Source organism: Agrococcus jejuensis (assembly GCF_900099705.1).
Classification (GTDB): domain Bacteria; phylum Actinomycetota; class Actinomycetes; order Actinomycetales; family Microbacteriaceae; genus Agrococcus; species Agrococcus jejuensis.
Map to the genome: position 1 here is coordinate 1,902,268 of NZ_LT629695.1, position 26,608 is coordinate 1,928,875.

At 72.6% G+C, this 26,608-nt stretch carries 21 protein-coding genes; 13 read left to right on the forward strand and 8 right to left on the reverse strand.

What is annotated here, in order from left to right:
- The first annotated feature begins 2 nt into the window (after window positions 1-2).
- A complete protein-coding gene (locus tag BLQ67_RS09055) occupies window positions 3-1,511 on the forward strand; it encodes a tripartite tricarboxylate transporter permease (protein WP_092504378.1) in 1,509 nt (502 codons plus the stop codon).
- Between the two features lie 43 nt (window positions 1,512-1,554).
- Here BLQ67_RS09055 and BLQ67_RS09060 read toward each other — a convergent pair whose 3' ends face one another.
- Both BLQ67_RS09060 and BLQ67_RS09065 read right to left on the reverse strand, forming a co-directional pair.
- Entirely contained in the window at window positions 1,555-2,958 is a 1,404-nt protein-coding gene (locus BLQ67_RS09060) for a glucose-6-phosphate dehydrogenase (RefSeq protein WP_092504380.1), read from the reverse strand.
- Window positions 2,959-3,082: 124 nt separating this feature from the next.
- Complete coding sequence (locus tag BLQ67_RS09065) at window positions 3,083-3,472, reverse strand: peptidoglycan DD-metalloendopeptidase family protein (RefSeq protein ID WP_092504381.1); 390 nt, start codon at window positions 3,470-3,472, stop codon at window positions 3,083-3,085.
- A gap of 302 nt (window positions 3,473-3,774) precedes the next feature.
- Here BLQ67_RS09065 and BLQ67_RS09070 point away from each other — a divergent pair, with 302 nt between their 5' ends.
- The gene (locus tag BLQ67_RS09070; RefSeq protein ID WP_092504383.1) at window positions 3,775-4,260 is read left to right on the forward strand and encodes an FBP domain-containing protein; all 486 of its coding nucleotides are present in this window, start codon (window positions 3,775-3,777) and stop codon (window positions 4,258-4,260) included.
- A gap of 137 nt (window positions 4,261-4,397) precedes the next feature.
- Here the strand turns inward: BLQ67_RS09070 and BLQ67_RS09075 are convergent, their stop codons facing one another.
- The 4 genes from BLQ67_RS09075 to BLQ67_RS09090 form a co-directional block, all read right to left on the reverse strand.
- Window positions 4,398-6,080 carry a thiamine pyrophosphate-binding protein gene (locus BLQ67_RS09075; RefSeq protein ID WP_092504385.1) on the reverse strand — a complete coding sequence of 561 codons (1,683 nt, stop codon included), beginning with the start codon at window positions 6,078-6,080 and terminating at the stop codon, window positions 4,398-4,400.
- Window positions 6,081-6,447: 367 nt separating this feature from the next.
- The gene (locus tag BLQ67_RS09080) at window positions 6,448-7,164 is read right to left on the reverse strand and encodes a VIT1/CCC1 transporter family protein (protein ID WP_092504386.1); all 717 of its coding nucleotides are present in this window, start codon (window positions 7,162-7,164) and stop codon (window positions 6,448-6,450) included.
- 71 nt (window positions 7,165-7,235) lie between these two features.
- The gene (locus BLQ67_RS09085; RefSeq protein ID WP_092504388.1) at window positions 7,236-7,502 is read right to left on the reverse strand and encodes a hypothetical protein; all 267 of its coding nucleotides are present in this window, start codon (window positions 7,500-7,502) and stop codon (window positions 7,236-7,238) included.
- A 73-nt stretch (window positions 7,503-7,575) separates the two neighbouring features.
- On the reverse strand, window positions 7,576-8,286 hold the full coding sequence (locus BLQ67_RS09090; RefSeq protein ID WP_092504390.1) for a GOLPH3/VPS74 family protein: 711 nt from the start codon (window positions 8,284-8,286) through the stop codon (window positions 7,576-7,578).
- A gap of 243 nt (window positions 8,287-8,529) precedes the next feature.
- Here BLQ67_RS09090 and BLQ67_RS09095 point away from each other — a divergent pair, with 243 nt between their 5' ends.
- The 4 genes from BLQ67_RS09095 to BLQ67_RS09110 all read left to right on the forward strand — a co-directional run bounded on the left by BLQ67_RS09095 (window position 8,530) and on the right by BLQ67_RS09110 (window position 12,352).
- Window positions 8,530-9,786 (forward strand): inorganic phosphate transporter, encoded by a 1,257-nt coding sequence (locus BLQ67_RS09095; protein WP_092504392.1) that lies wholly within the window; start codon window positions 8,530-8,532, stop codon window positions 9,784-9,786.
- Window positions 9,783-10,010 (forward strand): hypothetical protein, encoded by a 228-nt coding sequence (locus BLQ67_RS09100; protein ID WP_157674747.1) that lies wholly within the window; start codon window positions 9,783-9,785, stop codon window positions 10,008-10,010. Before BLQ67_RS09095 ends, BLQ67_RS09100 begins: the two co-directional genes overlap by 4 nt.
- 87 nt (window positions 10,011-10,097) lie before the next feature.
- Window positions 10,098-10,679: an HhH-GPD-type base excision DNA repair protein gene (locus BLQ67_RS09105; protein ID WP_092504396.1), complete on the forward strand. Its 582-nt coding sequence runs from the start codon at window positions 10,098-10,100 to the stop codon at window positions 10,677-10,679.
- A complete protein-coding gene (locus BLQ67_RS09110; RefSeq protein WP_231945009.1) occupies window positions 10,676-12,352 on the forward strand; it encodes a class I SAM-dependent methyltransferase in 1,677 nt (558 codons plus the stop codon). Before BLQ67_RS09105 ends, BLQ67_RS09110 begins: the two co-directional genes overlap by 4 nt.
- A gap of 57 nt (window positions 12,353-12,409) precedes the next feature.
- Here the strand turns inward: BLQ67_RS09110 and BLQ67_RS09115 are convergent, their stop codons facing one another.
- A complete protein-coding gene (locus BLQ67_RS09115) occupies window positions 12,410-13,099 on the reverse strand; it encodes an NUDIX hydrolase (protein ID WP_231945010.1) in 690 nt (229 codons plus the stop codon).
- Window positions 13,100-13,191: 92 nt separating this feature from the next.
- Here BLQ67_RS09115 and BLQ67_RS09120 point away from each other — a divergent pair, with 92 nt between their 5' ends.
- The 6 genes from BLQ67_RS09120 to BLQ67_RS09145 all read left to right on the forward strand — a co-directional run bounded on the left by BLQ67_RS09120 (window position 13,192) and on the right by BLQ67_RS09145 (window position 17,863).
- Entirely contained in the window at window positions 13,192-14,217 is a 1,026-nt protein-coding gene (locus BLQ67_RS09120; RefSeq protein WP_092504399.1) for an SPFH domain-containing protein, read from the forward strand.
- A 1-nt stretch (window position 14,218) separates the two neighbouring features.
- Complete coding sequence (locus BLQ67_RS09125; RefSeq protein WP_092504401.1) at window positions 14,219-15,109, forward strand: NAD(+)/NADH kinase; 891 nt, start codon at window positions 14,219-14,221, stop codon at window positions 15,107-15,109.
- Window positions 15,110-15,195: 86 nt separating this feature from the next.
- Window positions 15,196-15,648, forward strand: a complete 453-nt coding sequence (locus BLQ67_RS09130) for a MarR family winged helix-turn-helix transcriptional regulator (RefSeq protein ID WP_092504403.1) — start codon at window positions 15,196-15,198, stop codon at window positions 15,646-15,648.
- Window positions 15,649-15,721: 73 nt separating this feature from the next.
- The gene (locus BLQ67_RS09135) at window positions 15,722-17,065 is read left to right on the forward strand and encodes an MFS transporter (RefSeq protein WP_092504405.1); all 1,344 of its coding nucleotides are present in this window, start codon (window positions 15,722-15,724) and stop codon (window positions 17,063-17,065) included.
- Between the two features lie 112 nt (window positions 17,066-17,177).
- Window positions 17,178-17,471: a hypothetical protein gene (locus tag BLQ67_RS09140; RefSeq protein WP_092504407.1), complete on the forward strand. Its 294-nt coding sequence runs from the start codon at window positions 17,178-17,180 to the stop codon at window positions 17,469-17,471.
- Between the two features lie 62 nt (window positions 17,472-17,533).
- Entirely contained in the window at window positions 17,534-17,863 is a 330-nt protein-coding gene (locus tag BLQ67_RS09145; RefSeq protein ID WP_092504409.1) for a DUF7882 family protein, read from the forward strand.
- A gap of 11 nt (window positions 17,864-17,874) precedes the next feature.
- Here the strand turns inward: BLQ67_RS09145 and BLQ67_RS09150 are convergent, their stop codons facing one another.
- On the reverse strand, window positions 17,875-18,192 hold the full coding sequence (locus BLQ67_RS09150; RefSeq protein ID WP_092504411.1) for a YbaY family lipoprotein: 318 nt from the start codon (window positions 18,190-18,192) through the stop codon (window positions 17,875-17,877).
- Window positions 18,193-18,522: 330 nt separating this feature from the next.
- Between BLQ67_RS09150 and BLQ67_RS09155 the strand changes: the two genes are divergently transcribed.
- A complete protein-coding gene (locus BLQ67_RS09155; protein ID WP_157674749.1) occupies window positions 18,523-26,565 on the forward strand; it encodes an Ig-like domain-containing protein in 8,043 nt (2,680 codons plus the stop codon).
- Window positions 26,566-26,608 lie beyond the last annotated feature (43 nt).

The following is a 26,608-nucleotide window of genomic DNA, read 5'->3' on the forward strand; positions in this document are numbered from 1 at the left end:
CCGTGGAGCTGCTCGACAACCTGCTGCTCGGCCTGTCCACGGCGCTGCAGTGGCAGAACCTCCTGTTCTGCCTGCTCGGCGTCGCCATCGGCACGGCCGTGGGCGTGCTGCCCGGCATCGGCCCGACGGCGACGGTCGCGATGCTGCTGCCCATCACGTTCGCGTTCGACGAGCCGGTCACCGCGCTCATCATGCTCGCCGGCATCTACTACGGCGCGCAGTACGGCGGGTCGACGACCGCGATCCTCATCAACCTTCCCGGCGAGTCGTCGTCGGCGGTCACGGCGATCGACGGGCATCAGCTCGCCAGGATCGGCAAGGCGGGCACGGCGCTCGCGACCGCAGCGATCGCGTCGTTCTTCGCAGGCACGGTCGCGACGGTGCTGCTCGCCGTCGCCGCCCCACCGCTGGCGGCGGTCGCGCTGAGCTTCGGCGCTCCCGAGTACTTCGCGCTCGTCGTGCTCGGGCTCATCGTGTCCGTCGCGCTCGCGAGCGGCTCGGTGCTCAAGGCGATCGCGACCATCGCCCTCGGCATCCTGCTCTCGACCGTCGGCCAGGACACCTTCACCGGCGTCGCGCGATTCACGCTCGGCATCCGCGACCTCGACGGCGGCATCGACTTCGTGTCGCTCGCCGTCGGCGTCTTCGGCATCGCGGAGATCCTGCGCAACCTCGCGGATCCGGAGCGTCGCGAGCAGATCGTCGCCAAGGTCTCGCGGCTCTGGCCGTCGAAGGACGACTTCCGCCGCATGACGGGGCCGATCCTGCGTGCCACGGGTCTCGGATCGCTGCTCGGCGTGCTGCCGGGCGGCGGGCACATCCTCGCCTCTTTCGCGTCGTACTCGCTCGAGAAGCGCATCTCGCGCACGCCGGAGCGCTTCGGCAAGGGTGCGATCGAGGGCGTCGCCGGACCGGAGGCGGCGAACAACGCGGCGGCGCAGACGTCGTTCATCCCGCTGCTGACGCTCGGCATCCCCGCGCATCCCGTCATGGCGCTCATGCTCGGGGCGTTCATCATCCAGGGCATCACGCCCGGCCCGACGGTGATCGAGACCGAGCCCGTGCTGTTCTGGGGACTCATCGCCTCGATGTGGATCGGCAACCTGCTGCTCGTCGCACTGAACCTGCCGCTCGTCGGCATCTGGGTGCGGATGCTGCGTGTGCCGTACTGGGTGCTGTTCCCGATGATCGTGCTGTTCGCCGCGATCGGCACGTTCTCGATCTCGCAGAGCATCTACGACGTGCTGGCGGTCGCCGTCTTCGGCCTGCTGGGGTTCGTGCTGCTGCGGGCGGGCTGCGAGCCTGCGCCGCTGCTGCTCGGCTTCGTGCTCGGGCCGCTGCTCGAGGAGAACCTGCGGCGTGCGCTCGTCATCTCGCAGGGCGACCCGTCGGTGTTCGTCACGCGTCCGCTGTCGGCGGCGCTGCTGGGCATCGGCGCGCTCGCGCTGGTCATGGCTGCGCTCCCGGCGATGCGACGCCGTCGCGAGGTCATCTTCGTCGACGAGGACTGATCGTGGCGGAGAGGCCGGGGCGTGCGCGGTGCGCGGCCCGGCCTCAGTCCGTCGCCGCCCCGTTCGACCGCCACCCGCGCGGGCCCACGCCGCCGGCGCGGTACTCGGCGAGCGGCACCTCGTCGCGCTTCCAGGCGCGCAGCACGGGCTCGACGATGCGCCAGCACTCCTCGGCCGCATCCGCCCGCACCGCGAGCCGCGGGTCGCCGTCGAGGATCGACGCGAGCACCTCGCCGTACGGCTCGAGCTGGCCGCCGCCGAGCTCGCCGCGCAGCACCGACTGCTCGAGCGTGAACGGGTCGCCCTTGCCGTTCGTCGTGAGGTGGATCGCGAACGAGTCGGGGCGGAAGTCGAGCACGAGCCTGTCTGCCGAGTTGCGCCCGCCGAAGCCGCGCGGCACGTGCGCCGGCTCGCGGAAGTGGATGACCGCTTGCTTGCGGATGTGCCCCATGGCCTTGCCGCTGCGCAGCACGAACGGCACGCCCGCCCAGCGCTGGTTGTCGACGTGCACCGTCACCTCGGCGAGCGTCTCGGTGCCGCGCTTCGCATCCACGCCCTCCTCGGCCACGTAGTCGGGCACCTCGCGGTCGCCGATCGTGCCCGCCGTGTAGCGGGCGCGGCGCGCATCCGTCGTCGCATCGACGACGCGAGCAGCGCGCAGCACCTGTCCGATGGCGTCGCGCAGGTCGCGCGCGTCGATCGATGCGGGCGGCTCGATCGCGACGAGCGCGAGCACCTGCAGCAGGTGGCTCTGGATCATGTCGCGCAGCGCGCCCGCGGTGTCGTAGTAGCCGGCGCGGCCCTCGAGCGCGACGGTCTCGTCGTAGAGGATCTCGACCTTCGCGATGGAGTCGCGATCCCACAGCGGCGCGAGGATGCGGTTCGCGAAGCGCATGCCGAGCAGGTTGAGCACCGTGTAGAGGCCGAGGAAGTGGTCGATGCGGAAGATCTGATCCTCGGGCACGATGCGCTGCACGAGGGCGTTGAGCTCGCGGGCGTCGTCGAGGCTCGAGCCGAACGGCTTCTCGATCGCGAGGATCGCGCCGTCGGGCGCGCCGACCTCGGCGAGCGCCTCGCAGACCATGCGGCTCACGTGCGGCGGCAGCGCGAAGTAGATGACGAGGCGGTCGCAGTCGACGCTCTCGAGCAGCGCCTGCAGGCTCGTCGGGTCGGTCGCGTCGCCCGCGACGTAGCGCGTGGTGTCGACGACATGCTGCGCCGTCGCGCCCAGCTCGCCCGCATCCCCGTCGCCGTGCGCCGCCGCCATCGCGGTCTGCACGCGGTTGCGCCACTCGTCCTGGCCGAGGTCGCGCAGGTCGGCGCCGACGATCTCGAGGCTGCGCCGCGGCTGCGCGCGCAGCAGCGTCGCGATGCCAGGCAGCAGCAGCCGGGACGTGAGGTCGCCGGATGCGCCGAGGATGAGCAGGGTCGTGCGATCTGCCGCCATGGGGCCACTCTTCCACGCGGGCTTCTGGCTGCTGTCGGTTTGCGTTCTGCAGGTGATCAGGGTGGTCAGAGGGGTATCTTCCCTCCGCCACCCCTGATCGCCTGCGAAACGCGAACGGCAGGCGTCAGCCCATCGCGCACGCGACGGTGCCGAGCGGCTCGTCGACGCGACGCTGCACGACGAACGACTCCCCGGCCATGAGCGTGAGCCCCTGCTCGGTCACGGGGGAGATGTCGCGCACGCACAGTCCGAAGCGCGCGGCCACGGCGCCGAGGGTGTCGCCGGATGCGACGACGTACTCGTAGGCGCCGGGCTCGACGAGCGTCGCCTCGCCCATCGCCTGCTCGCTCGGGCCGGCGTCGTCGGCGACGACCGGCTGCTGCGACTCGTCCGGCGCTGCGGTCGGCGTCGCGGAGGTCGACGGCATCGGGTCGACGCTCGCCCCGTCGGCGCACGCGGCGACGCTCGCGACGGCGACGGCGAGCGCTGCGAGGGCGAGGAGGCGTCGGGGCATGCGCCGATCCTGCCGACGCAGCCTGGGAGCCCCGCTGCGCCTCCGTCGCACGAGGGATGAGGTGCGTCGCGCACAGGAGTACCGTCGAGGCCATGCACATGACGTTCGCGATGCCCATCGGGTGGATGGAGGTCGTCGGCGGCGCACCCGCCGACCTCGGGTAGCCGCGACGGTCGCCGTGCTTCGGCGACCCCGCGCCACGAGCTCTGCCCTCCTCGAGGGCGCAGCGACACCGGTCGCTCTGCTCGCACACCCACCCATCCACGGTCCGCGACCGCGGACCCTCCTCGAACAGGATCGTCATGCAGCCCATCGACGGCGCGCTCGTGCGCGCCACCTTCGTCAACGTCTCCAAGAAGGAGCGTGCGAACATCCCCATGCCCGACCTCGACCTCGACTGGTCGCACCTCGAGTACCTCGGCTGGCGCGACCCGAAGCGGCCGCGCGTCGGGTTCGTCGTCGCGGAGGTCGACGGCGAGCCCGTCGGCGTCGCGTTGCAGCGCACCGAGGCCTCGAGTCGCACGCGACCGCAGTGCTCGTGGTGCGAGGACGTCACGCTGCCGAACGACGTCGTCTCGTTCAATGCGCGCCGCGCGGGCGACGCCGGCCGCAAGGGCGACTCGGTGTCGACGCTCGTCTGCGCCGCGTTCGAGTGCCCCGTCAACGTGCGCACGCAGCCGACGGCCCGCTACGTCGGCTTCGACGTCGAGGCGGCCATGCAGCGCCGCATCGCTGCGCTCGGCGAGCACGTGGAGGCGTTCGTGCGCGCGGTGCGCGACGGGCGCTGACCCGCTTCGGTCGGCACGTTCGCTTGCGTAGTGCAGGCGATCAGGGGTGGCAGAGGGGCATCTTCCCTTCGCCACCCCGGATCGCCTGCAGAACGCAGGACCGGGGATGCGGATGCGGGCGGCCGCCCGACGCATCCCTACGCGGGCACCGGCTCCGGCGCGATCTCGGCGCGCGTCGGCGACTGGTTCACGCGCATGATCTCCTCCTGGTACGGCGCGACGACCTCGCGCGAGATGCGCAGGTCGAGCAGCAGGAAGCGGCGCGTGGCGGGGTCCTCGGCGGCCCAGCTGCCGAGGCGCTCGAGGTCGGCCATCGTGCGCACGACGACGCCCTCGGCGCCGACCGCCGTCGCGAGGCCGGCGAAGTCGACCTCGGGGATGAGCATGGGCGGCTGCGCGAGGCCCTTGCCGCCGTAGAGCGTGGTCTCGGCGGCGTAGGCGGCGTCGTTCCACACGGTGGCGACGCCGCGGCCGCCCGCGACGCGCACGGCCGACTCGAGGTCCGCGAGCGCCATGAGCCCGCCACCGTCGCCGGTCGCGAGCACGATCGTGGCGTCGGGATGCGCGACGGCCGCGCCGGGCACCGACGGGAAGCCGAGGCCGATCGACTGGTACGCCGTGCCGACCATGTGGTGGCGGTCGGGGGATGCGACGGGCCAGTGCATGTTCGACCAGCCGAGGAAGTGGCCGCCGTCGGTCACGACGACGCGGTCGGTGGGCAGCAGCTCGCCGATGCGTGCCGCGGCGGAGCGCGGGTCGAGACGGCCGTCGGACGCGGCGCCGTCGCCGCGCTCGCGACCCCGCGCAGCGCGAGCGTCGACCGACTCGCGCCAGCCGCTCGGCGTCGCGCCGCGGGCGGCGAGCTCGTCGACGATCGCCTGCGCCGTCAGCGCCGCGTCGCCGCGTGCGTACACGTCGACCCGGCCGTTCGTCGCCGACTCGGCGACGTCGACCTGCAGCACGCGCGCATCCTCGGCGAACAGCTCGCCGAACCGCATCGTGAACTGGTTGAGCGACGCGCCGACCACGAGCGCCACGTCGGCGTCGTGCACGAGCGCCATCGCGGCGTCCGCCCCGAATCCGCCCGCCACGCCGAGGTCGTGCTCGTCGCGCGCCACGAGCCCGCGGCCCAGCGCGCTCGACGTCGTGAGCGCGCCCACGGCATCCGCGATCGCGTCGATCCCCGCGCCCGCGCCGGCGAGCCACGCGCCGCGGCCCGAGAGGATCACGGGGCGCTCGGCGCCGGCGAGCGCGTCGACGATCGCGGCGACGTCGGATGCGGCGGGCGGCACGGGCGACGGCAGCGCGAGCGCGCGCAGCTCGGGCAGCGAGCCGGCGTCGGCGGTGGCGACGTCGTAGGGGATGGCGACGACGACGGCGGTGCGGTGCGCGAGCGCGTGCTCGATCGCGTCGATCGTCGCGCCGGCCGGGTCGCCGACGCCGACGACCCACGTGCGGGCTCCGACGGCGGCGGCGAGCGCCACCTGGTCGACGTCCCACGGGCGGGCGCCCGTCGTGGGCTCGTCGCCGACGACGAGCACGAGCGGCACGCGCGCTTGCACGGCCTCGGCGAGCGGGGTCAGCGTGTTCGTGAAGCCGGCGCCGTACGTCGCGGTGGCGACGGCGAGGCGACCGGAGGCGCGGTGGTGCACGTCGGCGGCGACGACGCCGCCCGCCTCGTGCCGCACGGCGACGAAGGCCATGGCCGTGTCGCGCTCGACGGCGTCGAGCAGATAGGCGTTGCCGTTGCCCATGACGCCGAAGACGACGTCGGAGTGGGCAGCGAGCGCGTGGGCGACGTGCGCGGAGACGATGGGCATGGATGGCCTCTCGAGAGCAGTGACGGATGGATTCCGTATGTGTCTCGCCGGCCCGGGCTGCTGGCCCGTTGGGTTGCGTGCCCCTTTTCCGAGCACCGGTCGCATCCTCGCGACCTGACTGGAGCATGCTACTCCGCGGATGCGGCGCTGCGTCAGGGGTGATTGGTCGCGAATGCACCGGGACTGGTCAGAGATGCATGGGACTGGTCAGAGATGCGCATGACTGGTCGCAGTTGCACCGAAACTGCGACCACTGTGGTGCAGTTGCGACCAGTCATCGCGAAACAGCGACCAGTCCGGTGCAACTGCGACCAGTCAGCGCCGTGGATCCGACGAGTCGAGGCGCATCCGCGGCCGGTCACGATCGTCACCCGACCCCGGCGACCCCCAGCAGCGATCCGATGCCGTACGTGATGGCCAGGGCGATGGCGCCGCCCACGATGATCCGCACCGTCGCCGCCTGCCACGGCGCGCGGCCGAGGCGGGCGCCGATCGCGCCCGTGACGCCGAGCGCGAGCAGCACGACGACGATCGCGACGCCCACGCGCACGTCGACGGGCGCGAGCATGATGGCGGCGAGCGGCAGCGCGCCGCCGACCGTGAACGCGACGAGCGACGCGAACGCCGCACGCCACGGGCTCACGACGTCGTCCTGGTCGATGCCGAGCTCGAGCGTCAGGTGCGCCTGCAGGGCGTCGCGCTCGGTCTGCCGCGTCGCGACGAGCGTCGCCGACTCGCGGTCGAGGCCCTGCTGCTCCCACAGCTCGATGAGCTCGGCCAGCTCGCCCTCGGGGTCCTCGGCGAGCTCGCGCCGCTCGAGCTCGATGAGCGCTCGCTCGCTGTCGCGCTGCGACGACACCGACACGTACTCGCCGAGCGCCATCGAGATCGCGCCGCCCACGAGCGCCGCGGCGCCCGCCGTCAGCAGCGGCCCGGACTGCGTCGTGACGCCCGCGACGCCTACGAGCACCGCCGCGACCGACACGATGCCGTCGTTCGCGCCCAGCACGCCGGCGCGCAGCCAGCTCAGCCGGTCGAGCCATCCACCGTCATGCGGCTCGTGCCGCGCATGCCCATCGCCCATGCGGCGATCCAAGCACACACGAACGCCGCCGGTCGCGCGCGGCGACCGACGGCGTCATGCGGGGCGAGCGGCTACCAGAGGACGCCGCCGCCGATCGAGATGCCGCCCCACGTGAGGGCGATGAAGATCGCGGTGAAGACGACGGGCGCGATGCCCTTGCCGCCGCGGGCGAGGCCCTTGAGCAGGGCGATGACGCCGAGGATCGCGGCGACGATCGAGAGGCCGCCGCCGAGGATGAGGCCGATGAAGAGCGGGATGGGCATGAGGAGCAGTCCCGCGAGCCCGATCCAGAAGGCGATCCAGGCCGTCGGGTTGGCGCGGCGTGCGGTGGTGGTCATGCATCCATCGTGCGCCGCGAACCTTGGTCGGAGCCTGGGATGCGCGGCCGGTTCGCGCAGGGCGCAGCGACGCTCAGCTCGAGGCGGCGACCGTGATCGGCACGGTCGTCGCGACCATCATCGCGACCTGCATCGCCTCGACGGCCTTGCGTACGACCTCGCTCGACCACGAGCCGAGCGCCAGCGCGTCGGCGCGGGTCTTCAGCGGCTTCGCGTCGAGGTCGGGGAACACCTTCGGCAGCGCCTTCGCGCCGTGCAGGATCGCGAGGGCGGCGACGAGGTGCTCGTCGGATGCGGCGGGCTCGTCGCCCTGCAGCAGCGCGCGGGCGCGCGACTGCATCGCATCCTCGCGCTCGGTGCTCGCGCCGCGCTCCCATCGCTCCGACCACGCGATGCCCAGCCAGCGCGTCTCGGCGTGCGCGAGGGCGCCCTCGGCCACGAGCTCGCCGAGCAGCTCGGCTCGGAGTCGGGCGGCGACCGACCGCGTGCCGCCCCAGCCGACGACGCGCGTGAGCGCATCCGATGGCGTGCGGTCCTCGGCGTGCTCGACGAACGCCTCGAGCGCAGGCTCGACGACGGCGGTCGACGCCACGAACCGGCCGGGCTTCGTGCCCGTCGGCTCCCCTTCCTCGGCGAGCCGCAGCCTGCCGCGCACGACGAGCTCGGCGAGGCCCGCGCCGCCGAGCGTCTGCAGCAGCGTCGTGCCGTCGAGCACGGGCTTGCCGGATGCGTCGTCGAGCGCGAGCAGCAGCACGGTCTCGGGGATGGTCGCCTGGATGTCCATGGCTGCGACGCTACGGAGCGGTCGCGGCGCGCGCCTCCGCCACGGGGAGGACGCCGCGCGGCGGATGCGCGCGCCGGTCGTTGCGAGGTGCGGTTGCTGCACTCAGGTGCGGTTGCAACGGCACCTCAGTGCAGCAACCGCACCTCGCAACCGGCCGGACGCGCCCCATCCGCACCCGTCCATCCGCTTGAACCGCCACTTCAGGTCGACAGGGAGTGAACGGATGGTGAATGATCGGGGTCGATGCAGGAGCTCGCGATCCTCGTGATCGTCGTGCTCGTGGCGCTGGCGTTCGACTTCACGAACGGCTTCCACGACACGGCGAACGCCATGGCACCCTCGGTGGCGACCGGTGCCCTCAAGCCCAAGGTGGCCGTGGCGCTGTCGGCGTCGCTCAACCTCGTCGGCGCGATGCTGTCGATCGAGGTCGCCCGCACCGTCGGATCCGGCATCGTCGACCTCACGGGCGTCGACGGCGAGTCCCTCATGCTCATCGTGCTGTGCGGCCTCACCGGCGCGATCATCTGGAACGTGCTGACGTGGCTGTTCGGCCTGCCGTCGTCGTCGAGCCACTCGCTGTTCGGCGGCCTCATCGGCGCGACGATCGCGGCGCTCGGCGTCACGGGCGTGCTGTGGGGCGGCGTCGCGCAGAAGATCCTCATCCCCGCACTCCTCGCGCCGATCATCGCGGGCCTCGTCGCCTTCACGGGCACGTGGCTCGTGCACAAGGTCACGCGCCGCATCTCGACGCGCACCGAGCAGCGCGGCTTCCGCTGGGGCCAGATCGGCGCCGCATCGCTCATGTCGCTCGCGCACGGCACGAACGACGCGCAGAAGACGATGGGCGTCATCTTCCTCGCGCTCGTCGCCCACGGCTCGCTCGACCCCGACGCCGACATGCCGCTGTGGATCCGCATCGTCTGCGCGCTCGCGATCGCCGCCGGCACGTACATGGGCGGCTGGCGCGTCATCCGCACGCTCGGCAAGGGCATCGTCGACATCTCGCCCCGCCAGGGCATGTCGGCCGACTTCTCGAGCGCGTCGATCATCCTCACCTCGTCGCACCTCGGCCTGCCGCTGTCGACGACGCACGTCGCGTCGGGCTCGGTCATCGGCTCGGGCATGGCGCGCACGGATGCGACGGTGCGCTGGTCGGTCGCCCGCAAGATGCTGCTCGCCTGGGTCGTCACGCTGCCGGCTGCCGGCGCCGTCGGCGCGGTCTCGTTCCTCGTCGCCGACCTCTTCGGCCACCTCGTCGGCTCCATCGTGATCACCGCGGTGCTCATCGTCGCGTGCGCTGCGATGTGGCTGCGCTCGCGCGGCAGCCATGTCGACCACGCCAACGTGGGCGCCGAGTGGGATGCGATGCCCAAGGAGGAGCGCAAGGAGGCGAAGCGCGAGCGCAAGAAGGCGATCGACCGCGAGCTGTCGACGGTCGCGTCGGGCATCGCGCCGGTCGCGAAGCCGCGCAAGCGTCGCGGCGGCAAGGGTGGTGCGTGATGTTCGACCTCTCGGCCCTGCTCGTCTCCATCGTCTCGGTGCTCGTCGTCGGCCTGCTGCTCGGCGCCGGCATCCCCACGATCTACGCGCTCGGCGCCCGCCAGCTCGAGCAGTCGGCGCCCCGCAACCGCGTGCTCGGCTGGGGCGCGATGGCGGTGTGCGTGCTGCTCGCCGCGATGGGCATCGTGCTCATCGTCTTCGGCAAGGCGCTGTTCGGCATCTGACGCGTCGTCGTCGTCGCCAGCTCGCAACGGGAGCTCCACCGCGGCAGCCGCCTCCCGCGCCGCAGCCGGATGCGGGATGCTGAGAGCATGACCTCCGCGCTGCACATCACGGGCGACGACGCCGCCGACCGTCTGCTCTCCGACGACCCGTTCGCGCTGCTCACGGGCATGCTGCTCGACCAGCAGATCACGATGGAGGCGGCGTTCGCCGGCCCCGCGAAGCTGCACGACCGCATCGGCGACCTCGACCCCGCGCACATCGCCGGCATGGAGGAGGACGCCTTCAAGGACGTCATGGCCGAGAAGCCCGCCGTGCACCGCTTCCCCGGCTCGATGGCCGCCCGCGTGCAGGACCTCGCCCGCGCCGTCGTCGACGACTGGGGTGGCGACGCCGCCGCGATCTGGACGCGCGATGCCCCCGACGGCGCCGAGGTGCTGCGCCGCCTCAAGGCGCTGCCGGGCTTCGGCGACCAGAAGGCCCGCATCTTCCTCGCCCTGCTCGGCAAGCAGCGCGGCTTCGACGGCGCCGGGTGGCGGGATGCGGCCGGCGCGTACGGCGAGGAGGGCTCGTACCGCTCGGTCGCGGACATCGTGGATGCCGACTCCCTCAAGCAGGTGCGCGCGACGAAGCAGGCGGCGAAGGCGGCGGCGAAGGCCGCGAAGGCGTGAGCATCGAGGAGCCGGCGACGCCCGAGCCCGCGCCGGTCGTCTCGCTGGTGCCATCGGCGCCGACGGGCGAGCCCGCGACGCACGAGACGGACGATGCCGTGATCTCCCCGCATCCGTCATCCGCGCCGTCGATGGTGCTCGTGCCGGGCAGGCATCACCTGCTCACCGACTTCCAGGTGCGCGCGCTGCGCCGCATCCTCGCCTCCGAGGAGCGCGACGAGGCGGGCGTGCCGATCGTGATGGCGCCGAACGCCGTCGTGGTGTGGGCCGTGACGAGCGCGAACCAGGCGTCGACCCGGCGCAACCCGTTCCCCGGGCACCGGCGCGAGGCGGCGATCGAGATCCTCGCGCACGTCGAGCGCATCCCCTCGGTCGTCGTGCCCGTCGTCGACGTGCCGCCCACGGATCGCTTCGCCGAGCTGACCCTCAAGGCCGTCGAGCATGCGACCGCCAGCAGGCTCGTGCCGACGCCGCAGACGGCGGTCGTCGCCTGCTCGACCGAGGCCGTCGCAGCGATGTACCGCGACCTCGGCTACCGCGTCGCGCCGCTCGAGGCGGGCACGGATGCCGTGCCGCCGTGGGCGCACCTCGACGCGCTCGCGACGTCGCTGCCCGGCGACGACGCATGGCGCGACGGCGTGCACGCGGCGAGCCTCGACATCGTCGACCGCTACGGCCTCGACGAGCTCGCACGCATGGTCGCCGCCGACCCCGTCGTGGGCGACGAGGGCGGGCTCACCGCGACGCGCGACTACCGCTCGTACATGCGCTCGTTCGAGGATGCGGCGCCGCGCAAGTGGGCGCAGGCGCGGCCGTTCGTCGTGCCCGGACGCATCGTCGACGTGGGATGCGCGACGGGCGGCATGCTCGAGCTCGCGGCGCGCGAGCCGGCGCTCGCCGAGTCCGACCTCATCGGCATCGAGGTCGCCGCGCCGCTCTTCGCCGAGTGCGTGCACAAGCTCGCGCAGGGCGCGTTCGCGAACCCCAGCACATACTTCTACCGGCGCAACATCATGGCCGGGTCGCTCTTCCCCGACCGGTCGATCGCGACGACGCTCACGTTCGCGCTCACGCACGAGATCGTGTCGTACGGCGATGGGCTCCCATCGCTCGAGCGGTTCGCGGCGGCGATCGCCGAACAGACGCAGCCGGGTGGCGTGTGGATCAACTCCGACGTGTGCGGGCCCGCCGACCTCGCCGCACCGGTGCAGCTGCGCTTCGCCGACGGCGACGTGCGCACGCCCGCCGTCGCGCTCTCGGGCTCGAACGACGAGGTCGCGGCGGTGCTGGATGCGCTGCCCGTCGGCTCGCGCGTCGCGCAGTTCGCGCAGGACTTCCGCGCCGCATCCGGCAGCCCGTGGCCGTACGAGGTCGTCGACGAGCGCACGATCGCGCTGCGTCAAGGCGACGCCATGGAGCTCATGACGAAGGTGCACTACACGGGCAACTGGCTGTCCGAGATGCACGAGCGCTTCTGCGCGCTGTCGTGGTCGGACTGGGTCGCGCTCGTCGAGCGCGCGGGTCTCGAGGTCGACGAGCGCTCGGGCCCGTGGCGCAACGAGTGGATGGTCGAGCACCGCTTCGCGCCCGACGCGACCCTGCTCTCGGCCACCGGCGACCCCATCCCCTGGCCAGACACTCACGTGCTCCTGGTGGCCCGCCGCCCCCACTGAACGTTCGCGGAGTGGAGGGTTTCGGCCCGAAGTGGTCACCACTTCGGGCCGAAGTCCTCAACTCTGCGCTCGGGTGAGGGGCGGATGCAGCGCGTCGGTCGGGCCGCGGCGGAAGAGCCGCGCGGGGCGGCCGGCACCCTCGGCGATCGTGCCGCCCGTCGGCTCGACGAAGCCGGGCGTGCCCGTGACCTTGCGGTGGAAGTTGCGCGGGTCGATCGCGACGCCCCACACGGCCTCGTAGACGGCGCGCAGCTGCGCGACCGTGAACTCCGGCGGGCAGAACGCGGCGGCGAGCGACGAGTACTCGAGCTTCGCCCGAGCGCGCTCGAGGCCGTCGGCGACGATCGCGGCGTGGTCGAACGCGAGCGCGACGTCGCCGCGCGCGACCGCATCCATCGGCCACCAGCGCGCACCGGCGGCGTCGGATCCGGCGGCCGGCTCGTCGAGGTCGGGCGCGAGCGCGAGCCACGCGACGGTCACGACGTGCCCGCGCGGATCGCGCCCAGGGGCGCCGTAGGTGCGCAGCTGCTCGAGATGGATGCCCGAGGCGACGCCCGTCTCCTCGGCGAGCTCGCGGTGGGCGGCGGCGTCGAGGTCCTCGTCGGCGAGCACGAAGCCGCCGGGCAGCGCCCACGCGCCCGCGAAGGGCTCGATGCCGCGCTCGACGAGCAGCACGTGCAGCGCGCGGTCGCGGATCGTGAGCACGACGAGGTCGACGGTCACGCTCGCGGCGGGGAGGCGGGGCACCACGGCAGCCTACCGATCTCGTCATCTTGACGACAACCTGAGCTCAGAGTTATCGTCGCAATGACGACAAACAGACGACCGAGGAGGACGCCATGGCCACCATCACCCGCATCCCGTTCATCCGTCACTGCAGCACCGGGCCGACCGTCTACGTGCAGCACCGCGCGAAGGGCGCCGTGCGTCACGCGGGCCCCGGCCAGGCGTTCTGGTTCCGCGCCATCGACGCGACCATCAGCGAGGTGCCGCTCGACGACCGCGACCTGCCCGTGCTCGTCACGCTGCGCGCCGCAGACCTGCAGCAGCTCACGGCGCCCGCGACCGTCACGTACCGCGTCGCCGATCCCGAGCTCGCCGCACGGCGCATCGACTTCTCGATCGACCTCGGGAAGGGCCTGTGGCTCGAGCAGCCGCTCGAGGCCATCGCCGCGATGCTCCACGGCGCCACCGCCGCGGCCGTCGTCGCGCTGCTCGCGCCCGAGCCGCTCGAGCAGGCGCTGCGCGCCGACCCCACCGGGCTCGGCCGCCGCGTCACCGCGGCGCTCGTCGCCGACGCGCGCATCGCCGACCTCGGCCTCGAGATCGTGGGCGTGCGCTTCGGCCTCCTGCGCCCCGAGCCCGAGGTCGAGCGCGCGATGCAGACCCCGGCGCGCGAGCGCATCCAGGAGGACGCCGACAAGGCGACCTTCGCCCGGCGCGCCCTCGCAGTCGAGCGCGAGGCGGCGATCGGCGAGAACGAGCTCGCGAACCAGATCGAGCTCGCTCGCAGGCAGGAAGAGCTCATCGCCCGCCGCGGCGCCAACGCGCGGCGCGAGGCCGAGGAAGCCGCCGCTGCCGGGGCGATCGCGGCGGATGCCGACGCCGCGAAGGTGCGCACGGTCGCGGAGGCGCGGGCGGATGCCGATCGCGCGCTCGGCGAGGCGAAGGCCGCGGGGGAGCGGGCTCGGCTCGACGCGTACCGCGACGTGCGGCCCGAGGTGCTCACGGCGCTCGCGCTGCAGCAGCTCGCGGCGAACCTGCCGAGCATCGAGCGCCTCACCGTCACGCCCGACCTGCTCACCGACGTGCTCGGCGGGCTGCTGGGCGGCGGCGCCCCGGCGGCGGTCGCGGCGGAGCGCTGACATGGCCGCCCCTCGCGTCGTGGTCGTGCGCCGCGCGACCGAGCGCGACGAGCTCGTCGCGGCGCACGGCACGATCGGGCAGGCCGGCTTCTTCCTGCGGACGCGCGGGCAGTCGCTCGAGGCGGTCGAGCAGCGGCATGCGGCGACGACGGCGGCGCTCGACGCCGTCGCCGCCGCGGTGCCGGCCGACTGGCGTCGCGCCTCCGTCGAGCGCGCCGAGCTCGCCCGGTTCGTGTTCGAGCCGGCGGACGTCGTCGTGGTCGTGGGGCAGGACGGCCTCGTCGCCAACGTCGCGAAGTACCTCGACGGGCAGCCGGTGCTCGGCATCGACCCGCTGCCCGGCGCCAACGCGGGCGTGCTCGTGCCGCACGCGCCCGCCGACGCGGCCCGGCTCATCCGTGCCGCGGCTGCAGGATCCGCCGAGGTCGACGAGCGGGCGATGGTCGAGGTGCGCGTCGACGACGGGCAGTCGCTCGTCGCGCTCAACGAGGTCTTCGTCGGTCAGGTCGGCCACCAGTCGGCCCGCTACGCGCTCGAGGTCGGCGGCGAGCGCGAGCGGCAGTCGTCGTCGGGCGTCATCGTGTCGAGCGGCACGGGCGCGAGCGGCTGGTGCCGGTCGATCGCGCGCATCCAGGCGCCCGCGCTGGCGCTGCCGGCGCCGACCGAGTGGGCGCTCGCGTGGTTCGCGCGCGAGCCGTGGCCGAGCCCGTCGACGGGCGCCGACCTCGTCGCCGGGCGACTCGAGGGGGATGCGGCGCTCGCGCTGCGCGTGGAGTCGGATGCGCTCGTCGCGTTCGGCGACGGCATCGAGGCCGACCGCCTCGTCCTCTCGTGGGGCCAGCGCGTGGAGCTGCGCGTCGCCTCCCGCACCCTCCGCACCGTCCGGAGTTGAGGGTTTCGGCCCGATGTGACCTGCTATCGGGCCGAAACCCTCAACTCCGATGGACGGGATGCATGCATGCGTTATATAATGGATGCATGGAAACCAGCGAGGTCGTGCGCCTGAGCGCCGCGCTCGAGCGCATCGCCCGACTCGTACGCGGGGCCGAGCTGCCCGGCGGGCTCTCGTCGGTCGCCGCGTCGACGCTCTACGCGCTCGCGACCGAGGGTCCGACGCGCCTCACGCTGCTCGCCGCCGCCGAGCACGTCACGCAGCCCGCGATGACGCAGCTCGTGCGCCGCCTCGAGCGCGAGGGGCTCGTCGAGCGCCGCGACGACCCGAGCGACGGCCGCGCCGTGCTCGTCACGATCACGGATGCCGGCGCGAGCCTGAGCGCCGAGCGTCGCGCCGCGCGCGCCGACGCGCTCGCGACCGTGCTCGACGACCTCGGCCCCGGCGAGCGCGCAGCGCTCGCCGCCGCCGTGCCCGCGCTCGAGCACCTCGCCGCAGCGCCGACCCCGGCGCGCACCCCCGCATCCACCGCGCGGTAGCCCCAGCCACCGCATCCCACGCCCCGGCGCCTCTCGCGACGCCGTCGCACGTCACGAGAGAGGACACCCGTCCATGCCCACCAGCACGCAGCAAGCGCCAGCCGAGGGCCACGCGAAGCCCAGCATCCTGCACCAGCCGAAGGCCGTCTGGGCCGTCGCGTTCGCGTGCGTCATCTCGTTCATGGGCATCGGCTTCGTCGACCCGATCCTCCCGGCGATCGGCGAGCAGATGCACGCGAGCCACGCGGAGGTCGAGCTGCTGTTCACGAGCTACCTGCTCGTCACGGCGATCGCGATGCTCGGCACCGGCTGGGTGTCGAGCCGCATCGGCGGCAAGCGCACGCTCACCCTCGGCCTCGTGATCATCGTCGCGTTCGCGGCGCTCGCGAGCCTGTCGCCGTCGATCGGCGCCATGGTCGGCTTCCGCGCCGGCTGGGGCCTCGGCAACGCGCTCTTCATCGCGACGAGCCTCGCCGTGATCGTCGGCTCGGCGACCGGCGGCGTGCCCGGCGCGATCGCGATCTACGAGGCAGCGATGGGCATCGGCATCGCCGTGGGTCCGCTGCTCGGCGGCATCCTCGGCTCGGCCGGCTGGCAGTGGCCGTTCCTCGGCGTCTCGGTGCTCATGCTCGTGGGCCTCGTCGGCACGATCCTCTTCGTGCCGAACGCGCCGACCACGGCGACGCGCCTGCCGCTCAGCGCGCCGATCAAGGCGCTGCGCCACCGCGGGCTGCTCATCCTCAGCCTCGTCGCCCTGCTCTACAACTGGGCGTTCTTCACGGTGCTCGCGTACGCGCCGCTCATCCTCGGCTTCGACGCGATCGCGCTCGGCGCGGTGTTCTTCGGATGGGGTCTGCTGGTCGCGATCTTCGCCGTCGTCGTCGCGCCGCGCCTCGAGCGCCGCTTCGGCCTCGTGCCGGTGCTCATCGGTGCGTTCGTGCTCATGGCGCTCGACCTCGCGGCGATGGCGATCTTCACCGACGTCGCGGCGGTGCTCGTGGCGACGATCATCGTGTCGGGCGTCTGCTCGGGCCTCAACAACACGCTCGTGACGCAGGCCGTCATGCAGGTCGCGCCGGTCGAGCGCCCGGTGGCGAGCGCCGCGTACTCGTTCGTGCGCTTCTTCGGCGGCGGCCTCGCGCCGTTCGTCGCGGGCGTCGTCGGCACGGCGGTGAGCATCCACGTGCCGTTCTGGATCGCGGTCGTCGCGATCGCGGGCGCCGTCGCGCTGCTCGTCGCGTCGGGTCACCGGATCTCGGACGCGGTCGCCGCGGCCGAGGCCGCCGACGAGCAGGTGCTGCCGGTCGCCGCGGGCGATGCTCCTGCTGAGCCCGTCGTGCTCGTCGACGACGCGCTCGACGAGGATGCGTCGGCGATCCGCGCCGCCGAGCGGCAGCAGGAGCACGCGCGCCGCTGACGGGTCGCGCCTGCACGCGGAGCGTCGAGCCGCAAGTCCCGTCGAGGGGCTTGCGGCTCGTCGCATGCGGGGCGCACCGTGGATCTCGAGGACGCGGTGCGAGGAGGATGCGGTGCGATCGATCATGTACGCGGGGCAGGCGGTCACGTCGTCGGATCGCGTGGCGATCGAGCTGCTCGCCTACGCGAAGTCGCTCGCGACGCACGGCACGGTCGACGTCGTGTCGATCCCCATCGTCGGCGCGGGCGGTGCGGAGTCGTGCGACTTCCTGGTCGGCTCGGGCATCGCGCTCGCCGTGGGTCCCGCATCCGACCCGCTCACCGACGTCGTGGGCGCGGATCTCGCGATCGACGATCTTCGGGAGCGGCAGGCGCGGCTCGTCGGGCCGGGATTCGGCACGGTCTAGCGCGCCCTCGGCGCGCCGAGTCGAGCGCGAGTAGCGTCGTCTCCTGACGAAGGGGGGTCGACATGGGCGACCTGTACTACGGGGCCGCACGCACGCGCGTGCACATGGACGACCGCACGCTCGCGCACGTGAGCGCCGTCATCACGGCGAAGCTGCGCCGCAGCGAGCCGTTCCTGCTGTCGTGGCTCGACGACGACGCGATCGGCGACGGCCGCTCGTCGGTGTGGATCCACCAGGCGTGCGACCTGCACTACAAGTACGAGACGGCCGAGCACGTCGACCTCGACCGCGGCCTGCTCGAGCGGATGTCGCGCGCGTCGTCGGCGCCGCAGGGCCTGCTGGTCGACGAGGCGACGCTGCTGGAGCCTGCGGAGGACGCCGCCGAGGCGTAGCCGCGGTCGGCTCAGACCGAGCCGTCGTCGTCGGCGGGCTCGTCGGAGGCGTCCCGCACGAGCAGCACCCGCTCCCAGTCCGCGACGGGCTCGGGCGACGCCCACGTGCCGGCGTCGGTGCGCAGCGTCGCGCGCACGCGCAGCTGGTCGGCGTCGGTGACGCGCGCCTCGTCGACGGCGAGCGCGAACCGCGTGGGCGGCGATCCCTCGATCGCGGTCGCAGCCACGACGGCATCGCCGTCGAGCAGCTCGACCGTGAGGATCGCGTCGGGCGGCAGCAGCATCCGCTCGCGCATCCAGGCCTCGCCGGTCACCTGCAGCACGCTCATGGGAGCGAGCCTACGGAGCCGTGCCCGACGCCGCGATGGGGGGACGTCGCGCGTCGATCGGCGCGCGATGCCTCGATCGTCGAGCGACGTGACGGCGACCGTCGGTCGATGCCTCGATGATCGAGCCCAACCTTCGGAGCGCGGGGTACGACGGATTGCGACACGCCGAGCCCGATCGAACGACACGCCGGGAATGTCCCCCGATCCATAGAAAACCTGGTGACGAATCTTCAACGCCGGATAGGGTCCGGCGTGAGTGCCGTGTACCCCGATTTGGGATCCGTGGGGGATGCGCCTCCAGGTCCCGCACGTGAGGAACACGGAGCCATCGTGAGCCACACCGGAGTGAACCGCACCCCGATCGGAATCCCGCAGCGACTGAAGCGCGTCCTCGCCGGCGCCGTCTCGTCGATGCTCGTCGCCGGTGGCCTCGTCGCCATCTCGGTCGCCGCACCCATCGTGCAGGCGCCCGACGCGAACGCGGCGCCGAACTTCCTCTGCGGCCCGGGCGCCACGCCGACGCTCTACGCGACGGGCAACCCGGCGACCAACACCGCGAACCCTCGCGACATCTTCCAGATCAACCCGGCCACGGGCGCCACCTCGGTCGCGTACGCCCCGGGCATCGCCACCGGCACGCTGAACCAGCTCGCGATCTCGCGCGACGGCGCCAAGATCTTCTGGACCAACGGTGCGACGGCCACCTCGAACATCTACGAGTACACGCCCGGCAACACGCCCGCGGGCGCTGGCGTGCTCGACACCCCGACGCCGCGCGGCACCGCGGCGGCAGCCGGCAACACCATGGGCGGCTACGACCTCGCCACCGACCGCTTCGTCTTCGGCGCCGCGACCTTCACGGCCGGAGCCGCCAATGCGCCGCTCGTCGTGCACTCGTACAACCCCACCGGCAACGGCGTCGCCGCGAACGTCGCGACGATCAACCTGCCGAGCCCCGCGGGTGGCAACGGCGACCTCGCGTTCTCGCCGGCGGGCACGATGTACGTCGTGTCGGGCGGCAACACCCAACAGACCCCGGCCGGCAGCGGCGGCCTCGACGAGGCGCAGCTCTACCGTGTGACGGGTGGCATCTCGACCACCACCACCACGGGCACGACCCACACGGCGACCGCCCTCGGCGGTCGCATCGAGGGCGTCCGAGGCCTGAACTCGATCGCGTTCGGCGCCGACGGCTACCTCTACCTGTTCGGCACCGACGTGTCGGTGACGCCCAACACCGCAGCGCTGATCAAGGTGAACCCGTCGAACGGCGACATCGTCTCGCGCACCACCCTCACGGGTCCCGCCGCCGGCGGCCTCACCGACCTCGCGTCCTGCGCCTCGCCCTCGACCGTCCGCGGCGACGTCGAGCTCGACGAGCCCCGCCAGGGCAACGACCAGTTCCAGGTCGTCATCGGCGGCGGCGGCCTCAACCCGGCCGACACCTCGACGCAGGGCACCACCACCGGCTCGGGCGGCGCGGTCGACAACACCGGCCCCGTCACCGGCCCCGTCATCGTGCTCCCCGGCGACACCGTCACCGTCACGCAGACCACGACGCCAGGCAGCACCACGCCCACGACGGACTACGCCGCGACATGGCAATGCATCGACACGGCATACGGCGACGCGCTCGTCTCCTCCGGCTTCGGGCACCAGGCATCGTTCACGATGCCGACCAAGCCGGCCATCGGCTCGAACGTCATCTGCACGTTCACGAACGAGGAGGCCGTCAGCAGCATCACGCTCGACAAGACGGCCGTGACGACGACGGCGAACGCCATCGGCGACACCCTCAGCTACACGTTCACGATCACGAACACGGGCAACGTGCCCGCGTCGAACGTGACGCTCAGCGATCCGTCGCTGTCGAACGTCTCGTGCACCTTCCCGGTCACGAGCGGCTTCCTCAACCCGGGTCAGGTCGCGAACTGCACCGGCTCGCGAGCCGCGGTCCGCGCCGACTTCCAGGGCACCGGACCGATCTCGAACACGGCCACGGCATCCGCGACGACGCAGCAGACGCCCGCGGGCGGCCAGCCCTTCACGTCGACGGACACCGCGACCATCACGCCGAACCGCGCCGCACCCACGCCGCAGGCCGACACGTCGTCGAACAACACGATCGGCTCGCCCGTCACGGTCAACGTCATCGGCAACGACGGCACCGTCGTCGCGGGCAGCGTGCGTCTCGTCGACGGCACGGGTGCGCTCGTCACGACGCTGCCGGTCACCGGCGGCACGTACACGGCGAACGCGAACGGCACGATCACGTTCACGCCGAACCAGGGGTTCACCGGCAACCCGCCGGCCGTGACCTACAGCGTCGAGGCCCCCAACGGCATCGCTGCGCAGACGACCCTCACGATCACCTACGCCCCCGCCGCGCAGCCCGACGTCTCGAACGGCAACCCCCTCGGCCAGCCCGTCGTGGTGCCCGTGCTCGCCAACGACTCGGGCACGGTCGCGCCCGGCACGCTGCAGCTCTTCGACCCGGCCGCCAACGGCGGCGCGGGCGGCTACACGAGCGGCCCCGTCGTGATCCCCGGTCAGGGCACCTGGACGATCGAGACGCGCCCGGTCGGCGGCACGCCGACGACGGTCGTCGTGTTCACGCCGAACGCCGGCTACCTGGGCAACCCCACGCCCATCACGTACCAGGTCGGCTCCGGCCAGCCCGGCGACGCCCCCACGTCGACGACCGTCACCGTCCGGTACGCGCCCGAGGCGAACCCCGACGCGCAGGACGGCTACACGGCCGGCCAGCCCGCCACGATCAACCCGCTCGCGAACGACCGCGGCACGTTCGATCCGAACAGCTTCGCGTTCATCCCGCCGGGCAGCACCACGCCGCTCGCTCCGGGCGCCGCGCTCGTCGTGGAGGACGAGGGCACGTGGACGTACGACCCCGCCGCGGGCGTCGTCACCTTCACGCCGCTGCCTACCTTCTTCGGCGACCCGACGCCCGTCGGCTACCAGATCGTCGGCGCAGGCGGCTCGGCGCAGTCGACCATCACGCTCGAGGTGCTGCCCCTCGCACGCCCCGACGAGAACCTCGGCAACACGATCGGCGACACCGTCACCGTGCAGCCGCTCGCGAACGACTCCGGCACCTTCGACCCGACGAACGCGTTCGCGTTCCTCACGGGCGAGGGCGGCACGTCGCTCGGCACCACCTACTCGGCACCCGGCGAGGGCACCTGGGAGTACGCGGTCGTCGGCGGCGTCGGCACCGTGACCTTCACGCCCAACGCGGGCTTCCTCGTCGACCCGACGCCCATCTGGTACCGCGTGACCGACGACGACGGCGACACCGCCGAGTCGACCATCACCATCACGTACGTGCCCGAGGCCGTCGACGACCTCGGTGACATCACCGACTTCGGCGACGTCGCCACGGTCGACGTGCTCGACAACGACACGGGCGACTTCGACCAGTCGACGCTCGCGTTCATCCCGTCGGGCTCGACGACGCCGATCGCCCCGCTCGCACCGCTGACGGTGACCGGCGAGGGCGTGTGGGCCTGGGTCGAGACGGCTCCGGGCTCCGGCGAGTACGTCGTGACGTTCACGCCCGACGGCGGCTTCGAGGGCGACCCCACGCCCATCGGCTACCAGGTGACCGACGTCACGGGTGACACGGTGGACGCGCTCATCACGATCCCGTACCAGGTCATCGCCGTCGACGACACGATCGCCGACCAGACGATCGGTCAGCCCGTCGCGGTGCCCGTGCTCGCGAACGACCGCGGCACGATCGACCCCGGCAGCATCCAGCTGTTCGACCCGGCCGCCAACGGTGGCGCGGGCGGCTACGTCGCTCCGGGCACGCCGGTGACGATCCCCGGCCAGGGCGTCTGGACCGTCGAGACGCGCGACCTCGGTGCGGGCCCCGTGCCCGTCGTGGTCTTCACGCCGTTCCCGCTCTACCAGGGCGACCCCGACCCGATGCAGTACCAGGTCACGAGCCCCAATGGCGCCACCGACCAGGGCCTCATCACCATCACGGTCATCCCCGTCGCGCAGCCCGACTCGGTGCTGCTCGCCCCGCTCACCGATCCCGGCACGCCGGTCACGGTGCCGAACATCCTCGGCAACGACGCGGGCGTGCTCGACCCCGAGTCGGTCGAGGTCTACGACGTCGCCAACGACGTCTGGGTCGGCGTCGGCGGCACCGTCACGGTGCCCGGCCAGGGCACCTGGCAGATCGTGCTCGTGCCCGGCACGGGCGGAGCTCCCGCCACGGTCGACGTGATCTTCACCGCGGAGCCCGGCTTCTTCGGCGACCCGACCCCGGTGCAGTACCGCGCCGAGGACGGCTCGGGCGACCTCACGGCGCCCGTGCTCATCACGGTCACCTTCCAGCCGGTCGCGAACCCGGACTCCGACGGCGCGTTCGTCATCGGCCAGCCGGCGACGATCCAGCCTCTGCTCAACGACCTCGGCGACCTCGTGCCCGCGACGTTCACCTTCATCGACGCCGCAGGCAACCCGCTCGGCACGACGCTGACGGTGCCCGGTCAGGGCGTCTGGACGTACGACCCGGCCACGGCCACCGTCACCTTCACGCCCGAGTCGGGCTACGAGGGCGACCCGTCGTTCGTGCGCTACCAGATCTCGGACACGAAGGGCGCGACCGCGCAGTCGACCATCCGCGTCGACTACGACTCGGTCGGCGCCGACGACATCTCGGACAACAACCCCGTCGGCACGACGGTGACGCTCGTCAACGTCCTCGCGGACGACGGCGGCATCTTCGACCCGGCGACGTTCACGTTCAACCCGATCCCCGGATCGACGCTGAACCCCGACGGCTCGCTCACCGTGCCCGGCGAGGGCACGTGGACGTTCGTGCTGACGCCCGGAGGCGACGTGAACGTCACGTTCACGCCCCTGCCGACGTTCCAGTCCGACCCGTCGATCGTCACCTACACGGCCGGCCCCGGCCCGGGCCAGACGGGCTCGACGACGGCACAGCTGATCATCGACTACGTGCAGCTCGGCACGCCGGATGCGGTGCTGCTCGCGCCGCTGACGGAGCCCGGCACGCCCGTGCTCGTGGCCGACGTGCTCGGCAACGACCTCGGCGCCATCGACCCCGCCACGTTCGCGCTCGTGCCGCCGGCTGGCGTGACGCCGGGCGCCGACGGCTCGATCACGGTCCCGGGCGAGGGCACGTGGACGTTCGTGATCGTGCCCGGCGAGGGTGACGAGCTCGGCACGGTCGACGTGACGTTCACGGCGGCCCCCGGCTTCCAGGGCGACCCGACGCCGATCGGCTACACCGCGAACGACGTCGCGGGCGACCCGATCGACTCGACCATCAGGGTCACGTTCCAGCCGGTCGCGAACCCGGACGCACAGGGCGACTTCGTGCTGAACGAGAACGCGACGATCGCGCCGCTCGCGAACGACCTCGGTGACTTCGTCGCCGCGTCGTTCACGTTCCTCGACGCCGACGGCAACCCCGTGGCCGGCCCGGTGACGGTGCCCGGTCAGGGCGTGTGGTCCTTCGTGGTCGACGGCGACGTCGTCACGGTGACGTTCGACCCGGCCGACGGCTTCCTCGGCGACCCCGACCCCATCGGCTACGCGATCACCGACCAGAAGGGCGTGACGGTCGAGTCGACCATCACGTTCGACTACGACCCGGTCGCGGCGTCCGACTCGGTGTCGGGCATCGAGCCCGGCACGCCGGCCACGGTGCCGAACGTGCTCGGCAACGACTCGGGCGTCTTCGACGAGACGACGTTCGCGTTCGTGCCCGCCGAGGGCCTCGAGCTCGAGGCCGACGGCTCGTACGTCGTGCCCGGCGAGGGCACCTGGTCGTTCGTGATCACCCCGGGTGAGGATGGCGCACCGGCGACCGTCGACGTGATCTTCACGCCCGAGGAGGGCTTCCTCTCCGACCCGACCCCCGTCGACTACGTCGTCGAGGACCTCTCGGGCACCGAGACCGGCGCGACCATCACGGTCGACTACCTGCAGACGGCCGCACCCGACCAGGTGCTGCTCGCTCCGCTCACGGAGCCCGGCACGCCCGTCGACGTCGAGGACGTCCTCGGCAACGACGTCGGCGACTTCGACCTCGGCACCTTCGCGCTCATCCACCCCGAGACCGGTGCGCTGTTCGGCGCCGGCGAGCCGATGCTCGTCGACGGCGAGGGCACGTGGACGTTCGAGATCGTGCCGGGCGAGGGCGACGCACCCGACACCGTCACGGTCACGTTCACGGCGCTCCCGGGCTACGAGGGCGACCCGACCGAGATCGGCTACCAGGTGGCGGACATCGGCGGCGACGTCGTCGACTCCACGATCCTCGTCACGTTCCAGCCCGTCGCGAACGACGACTCCGAGTCCGGCTTCGCGATCGGCACGAACGCGCAGGTCAGCCCGCTCACGAACGACCTCGGCGAGTTCGACGTGACGACGTTCACGTTCGTGCCGCCGGCCGGTCTCGAGCTGAACGAGGATGGTTCGCTGACCATCCCCGGCGAGGGCACGTGGTCGTACGTCATCGACATCGCCGCGGGCACCGTGCTCGTCGTCTTCGACCCCGAGGACGGCTTCGAGGGCGACCCGTCGCCCGTCGACTACGAGATCACCTCCGAGAGCGACATCACCGTCGGCGCGACCATCACGGTCGACTACCAGCCGCTCGCGGTCGACGACACGGTGGCGGGCCTCGAGCCCGGCACGGTGGCGACGCTCGACGACGTGCTGGCGAACGACGCCGGCGACCTCGACCCGACGACGTTCGCGTTCGTGCCGGGCGCCGAGGGCGGCGTGCTCGACGGCGGCGACCTCGTGGTCGACGGTCAGGGCACCTGGTCGTTCACGATCGACGTGGAGACCGGCGTCGTGACGGTCACGTTCACGCCGGAGGAGGGCTTCCTCTCCGACCCCACGCCCGTGTCGTACACGGTCGAGGACCGGTCGGGCTCCGAGACGGGTGCGCTGCTCACGGTCGACTACCTGCAGGCAGCCGCAGACGACGCGAACCTCGACCAGCCCATCACGGAGCCGGTCACGGTCGCCGACATCCTGGCGAACGACGCGGGCGACTTCCTGCCCGAGTCGGTGCAGCTCTTCGACCCCGCGACCGAGTCGTGGCTCGAGCCGGGCGCCGAGCTCGTCGTGCCCGGCGAGGGCGTGTGGACGATCGTCGTGAACGACGACGGCACGGTCGACGTGGTGTTCACGCCCGAGGAGGGCTACCTCGGCGACCCGACGCCGGTGCAGTACCAGGCGGCGGACGCCGGTGGCGACCTCGCCCAGGCGACGATCACCGTGTCGTACCTGCCGGTCGCGAACGACGACGAGGACCTCGCCAACGAGTACGGCGTGCCCGTGCCGGTCGACGTGCTCGCCAACGACGTAGGCGACTTCGACCCGGCGACGGTGTCGCTGTACGACCCGGCTGCGAACGGCGGCGAGGGTGCATGGCTCGAGGCCGGCGAGTCGCTGGTCGTCGCAGGCCAGGGCACCTGGTCGATCGACCCCGCGACGGGCATCGTGACGTTCACGCCCGAGGCCGGCTACGGCGGCGACCCCGACGTCGTCACGTACCGCGTCACCGACTCCACCGGCGACACCGTCGAGGCGACCATCACGGTCACCTACGGTCCGACGGCGGTCGACGACGAGTCGCTGCGCAACGCGCAGGGCATGGCCGTCACGGTCGACGTGCTCGCGAACGACCTCGGTCAGTTCGACCCGACCTCCGTGCGCATCGTCGACGGCGAGGAGCTCGTGACCGAGCTCGTCGTCGCAGGCGAGGGCACCTGGCGGGTCGACCCCGAGACCGGCGCGATCACCTTCACGCCCGCATCCGGCTTCACGGGCAACCCGACGCCGATCGCCTACCAGGTGACCGACGTGACGGGCGACGTGGACCAGGCGACCGTGACGATCACGTACCTGCCGCAGGCCTTCGACGACCGCTCCGAGGGCAACGCCCCCGGCACGGCCGTCACGGTCGACCCGCTCGCGAACGACGCAGGCGACCTCGACCCGACGACGGTCGAGATCCGCGACCCGCAGACCGGCGACTGGGGCAAGACGGTCGTCGTGCCCGGCGAGGGCACGTGGACGGTGGACCCGGTGACGGGCGCCATCACGTTCACGCCCGAGCGCGGCTTCACCGGCGACCCGACGCCCATCACGTACCGCGTGACGGACGTCAACGGCGAGTCGACGCAGGCGACGGTCACGATCGACTACCGCCAGGCGCCCATCCCGGGTCTGCCCGACCTGCCGCGCACCGGTGCGGAGATCACGCTGTGGTCGCTCATCGCCGGCTTCGGCCTGCTGCTGGCAGGTGCGGCCGTGTGGCTCATCCGCCGCCGTCGCCAGGACGTGACCGACGCCTGAGTCGGTGACGGCCTGACGGCCTGACGCACGACGGCCCCGGAGC

What these genes read in the sequence shown, in the direction of transcription:
- BLQ67_RS09080 (WP_092504386.1), bottom strand. Translation starts at nt 7,164, where the DNA reads ATGGGCGATGGGCATGCGCGGCACGAGCCGCATGACGGTGGATGGCTC.
- BLQ67_RS09125 (WP_092504401.1), top strand. Translation starts at nt 14,219, where the DNA reads ATGGCCGCCCCTCGCGTCGTGGTCGTGCGCCGCGCGACCGAGCGCGAC.
- BLQ67_RS09095 (WP_092504392.1), top strand. Translation starts at nt 8,530, where the DNA reads ATGCAGGAGCTCGCGATCCTCGTGATCGTCGTGCTCGTGGCGCTGGCG.
- BLQ67_RS09090 (WP_092504390.1), bottom strand. Translation starts at nt 8,286, where the DNA reads ATGGACATCCAGGCGACCATCCCCGAGACCGTGCTGCTGCTCGCGCTC.
- BLQ67_RS09085 (WP_092504388.1), bottom strand. Translation starts at nt 7,502, where the DNA reads ATGACCACCACCGCACGCCGCGCCAACCCGACGGCCTGGATCGCCTTC.
- BLQ67_RS09145 (WP_092504409.1), top strand. Translation starts at nt 17,534, where the DNA reads ATGGGCGACCTGTACTACGGGGCCGCACGCACGCGCGTGCACATGGAC.
- BLQ67_RS09065 (WP_092504381.1), bottom strand. Translation starts at nt 3,472, where the DNA reads ATGCCCCGACGCCTCCTCGCCCTCGCAGCGCTCGCCGTCGCCGTCGCG.
- BLQ67_RS09105 (WP_092504396.1), top strand. Translation starts at nt 10,098, where the DNA reads ATGACCTCCGCGCTGCACATCACGGGCGACGACGCCGCCGACCGTCTG.
- BLQ67_RS09150 (WP_092504411.1), bottom strand. Translation starts at nt 18,192, where the DNA reads ATGAGCGTGCTGCAGGTGACCGGCGAGGCCTGGATGCGCGAGCGGATG.
- BLQ67_RS09135 (WP_092504405.1), top strand. Translation starts at nt 15,722, where the DNA reads ATGCCCACCAGCACGCAGCAAGCGCCAGCCGAGGGCCACGCGAAGCCC.
- BLQ67_RS09070 (WP_092504383.1), top strand. Translation starts at nt 3,775, where the DNA reads ATGCAGCCCATCGACGGCGCGCTCGTGCGCGCCACCTTCGTCAACGTC.
- BLQ67_RS09060 (WP_092504380.1), bottom strand. Translation starts at nt 2,958, where the DNA reads ATGGCGGCAGATCGCACGACCCTGCTCATCCTCGGCGCATCCGGCGAC.
- BLQ67_RS09075 (WP_092504385.1), bottom strand. Translation starts at nt 6,080, where the DNA reads ATGCCCATCGTCTCCGCGCACGTCGCCCACGCGCTCGCTGCCCACTCC.
- BLQ67_RS09120 (WP_092504399.1), top strand. Translation starts at nt 13,192, where the DNA reads ATGGCCACCATCACCCGCATCCCGTTCATCCGTCACTGCAGCACCGGG.
- BLQ67_RS09130 (WP_092504403.1), top strand. Translation starts at nt 15,196, where the DNA reads ATGGAAACCAGCGAGGTCGTGCGCCTGAGCGCCGCGCTCGAGCGCATC.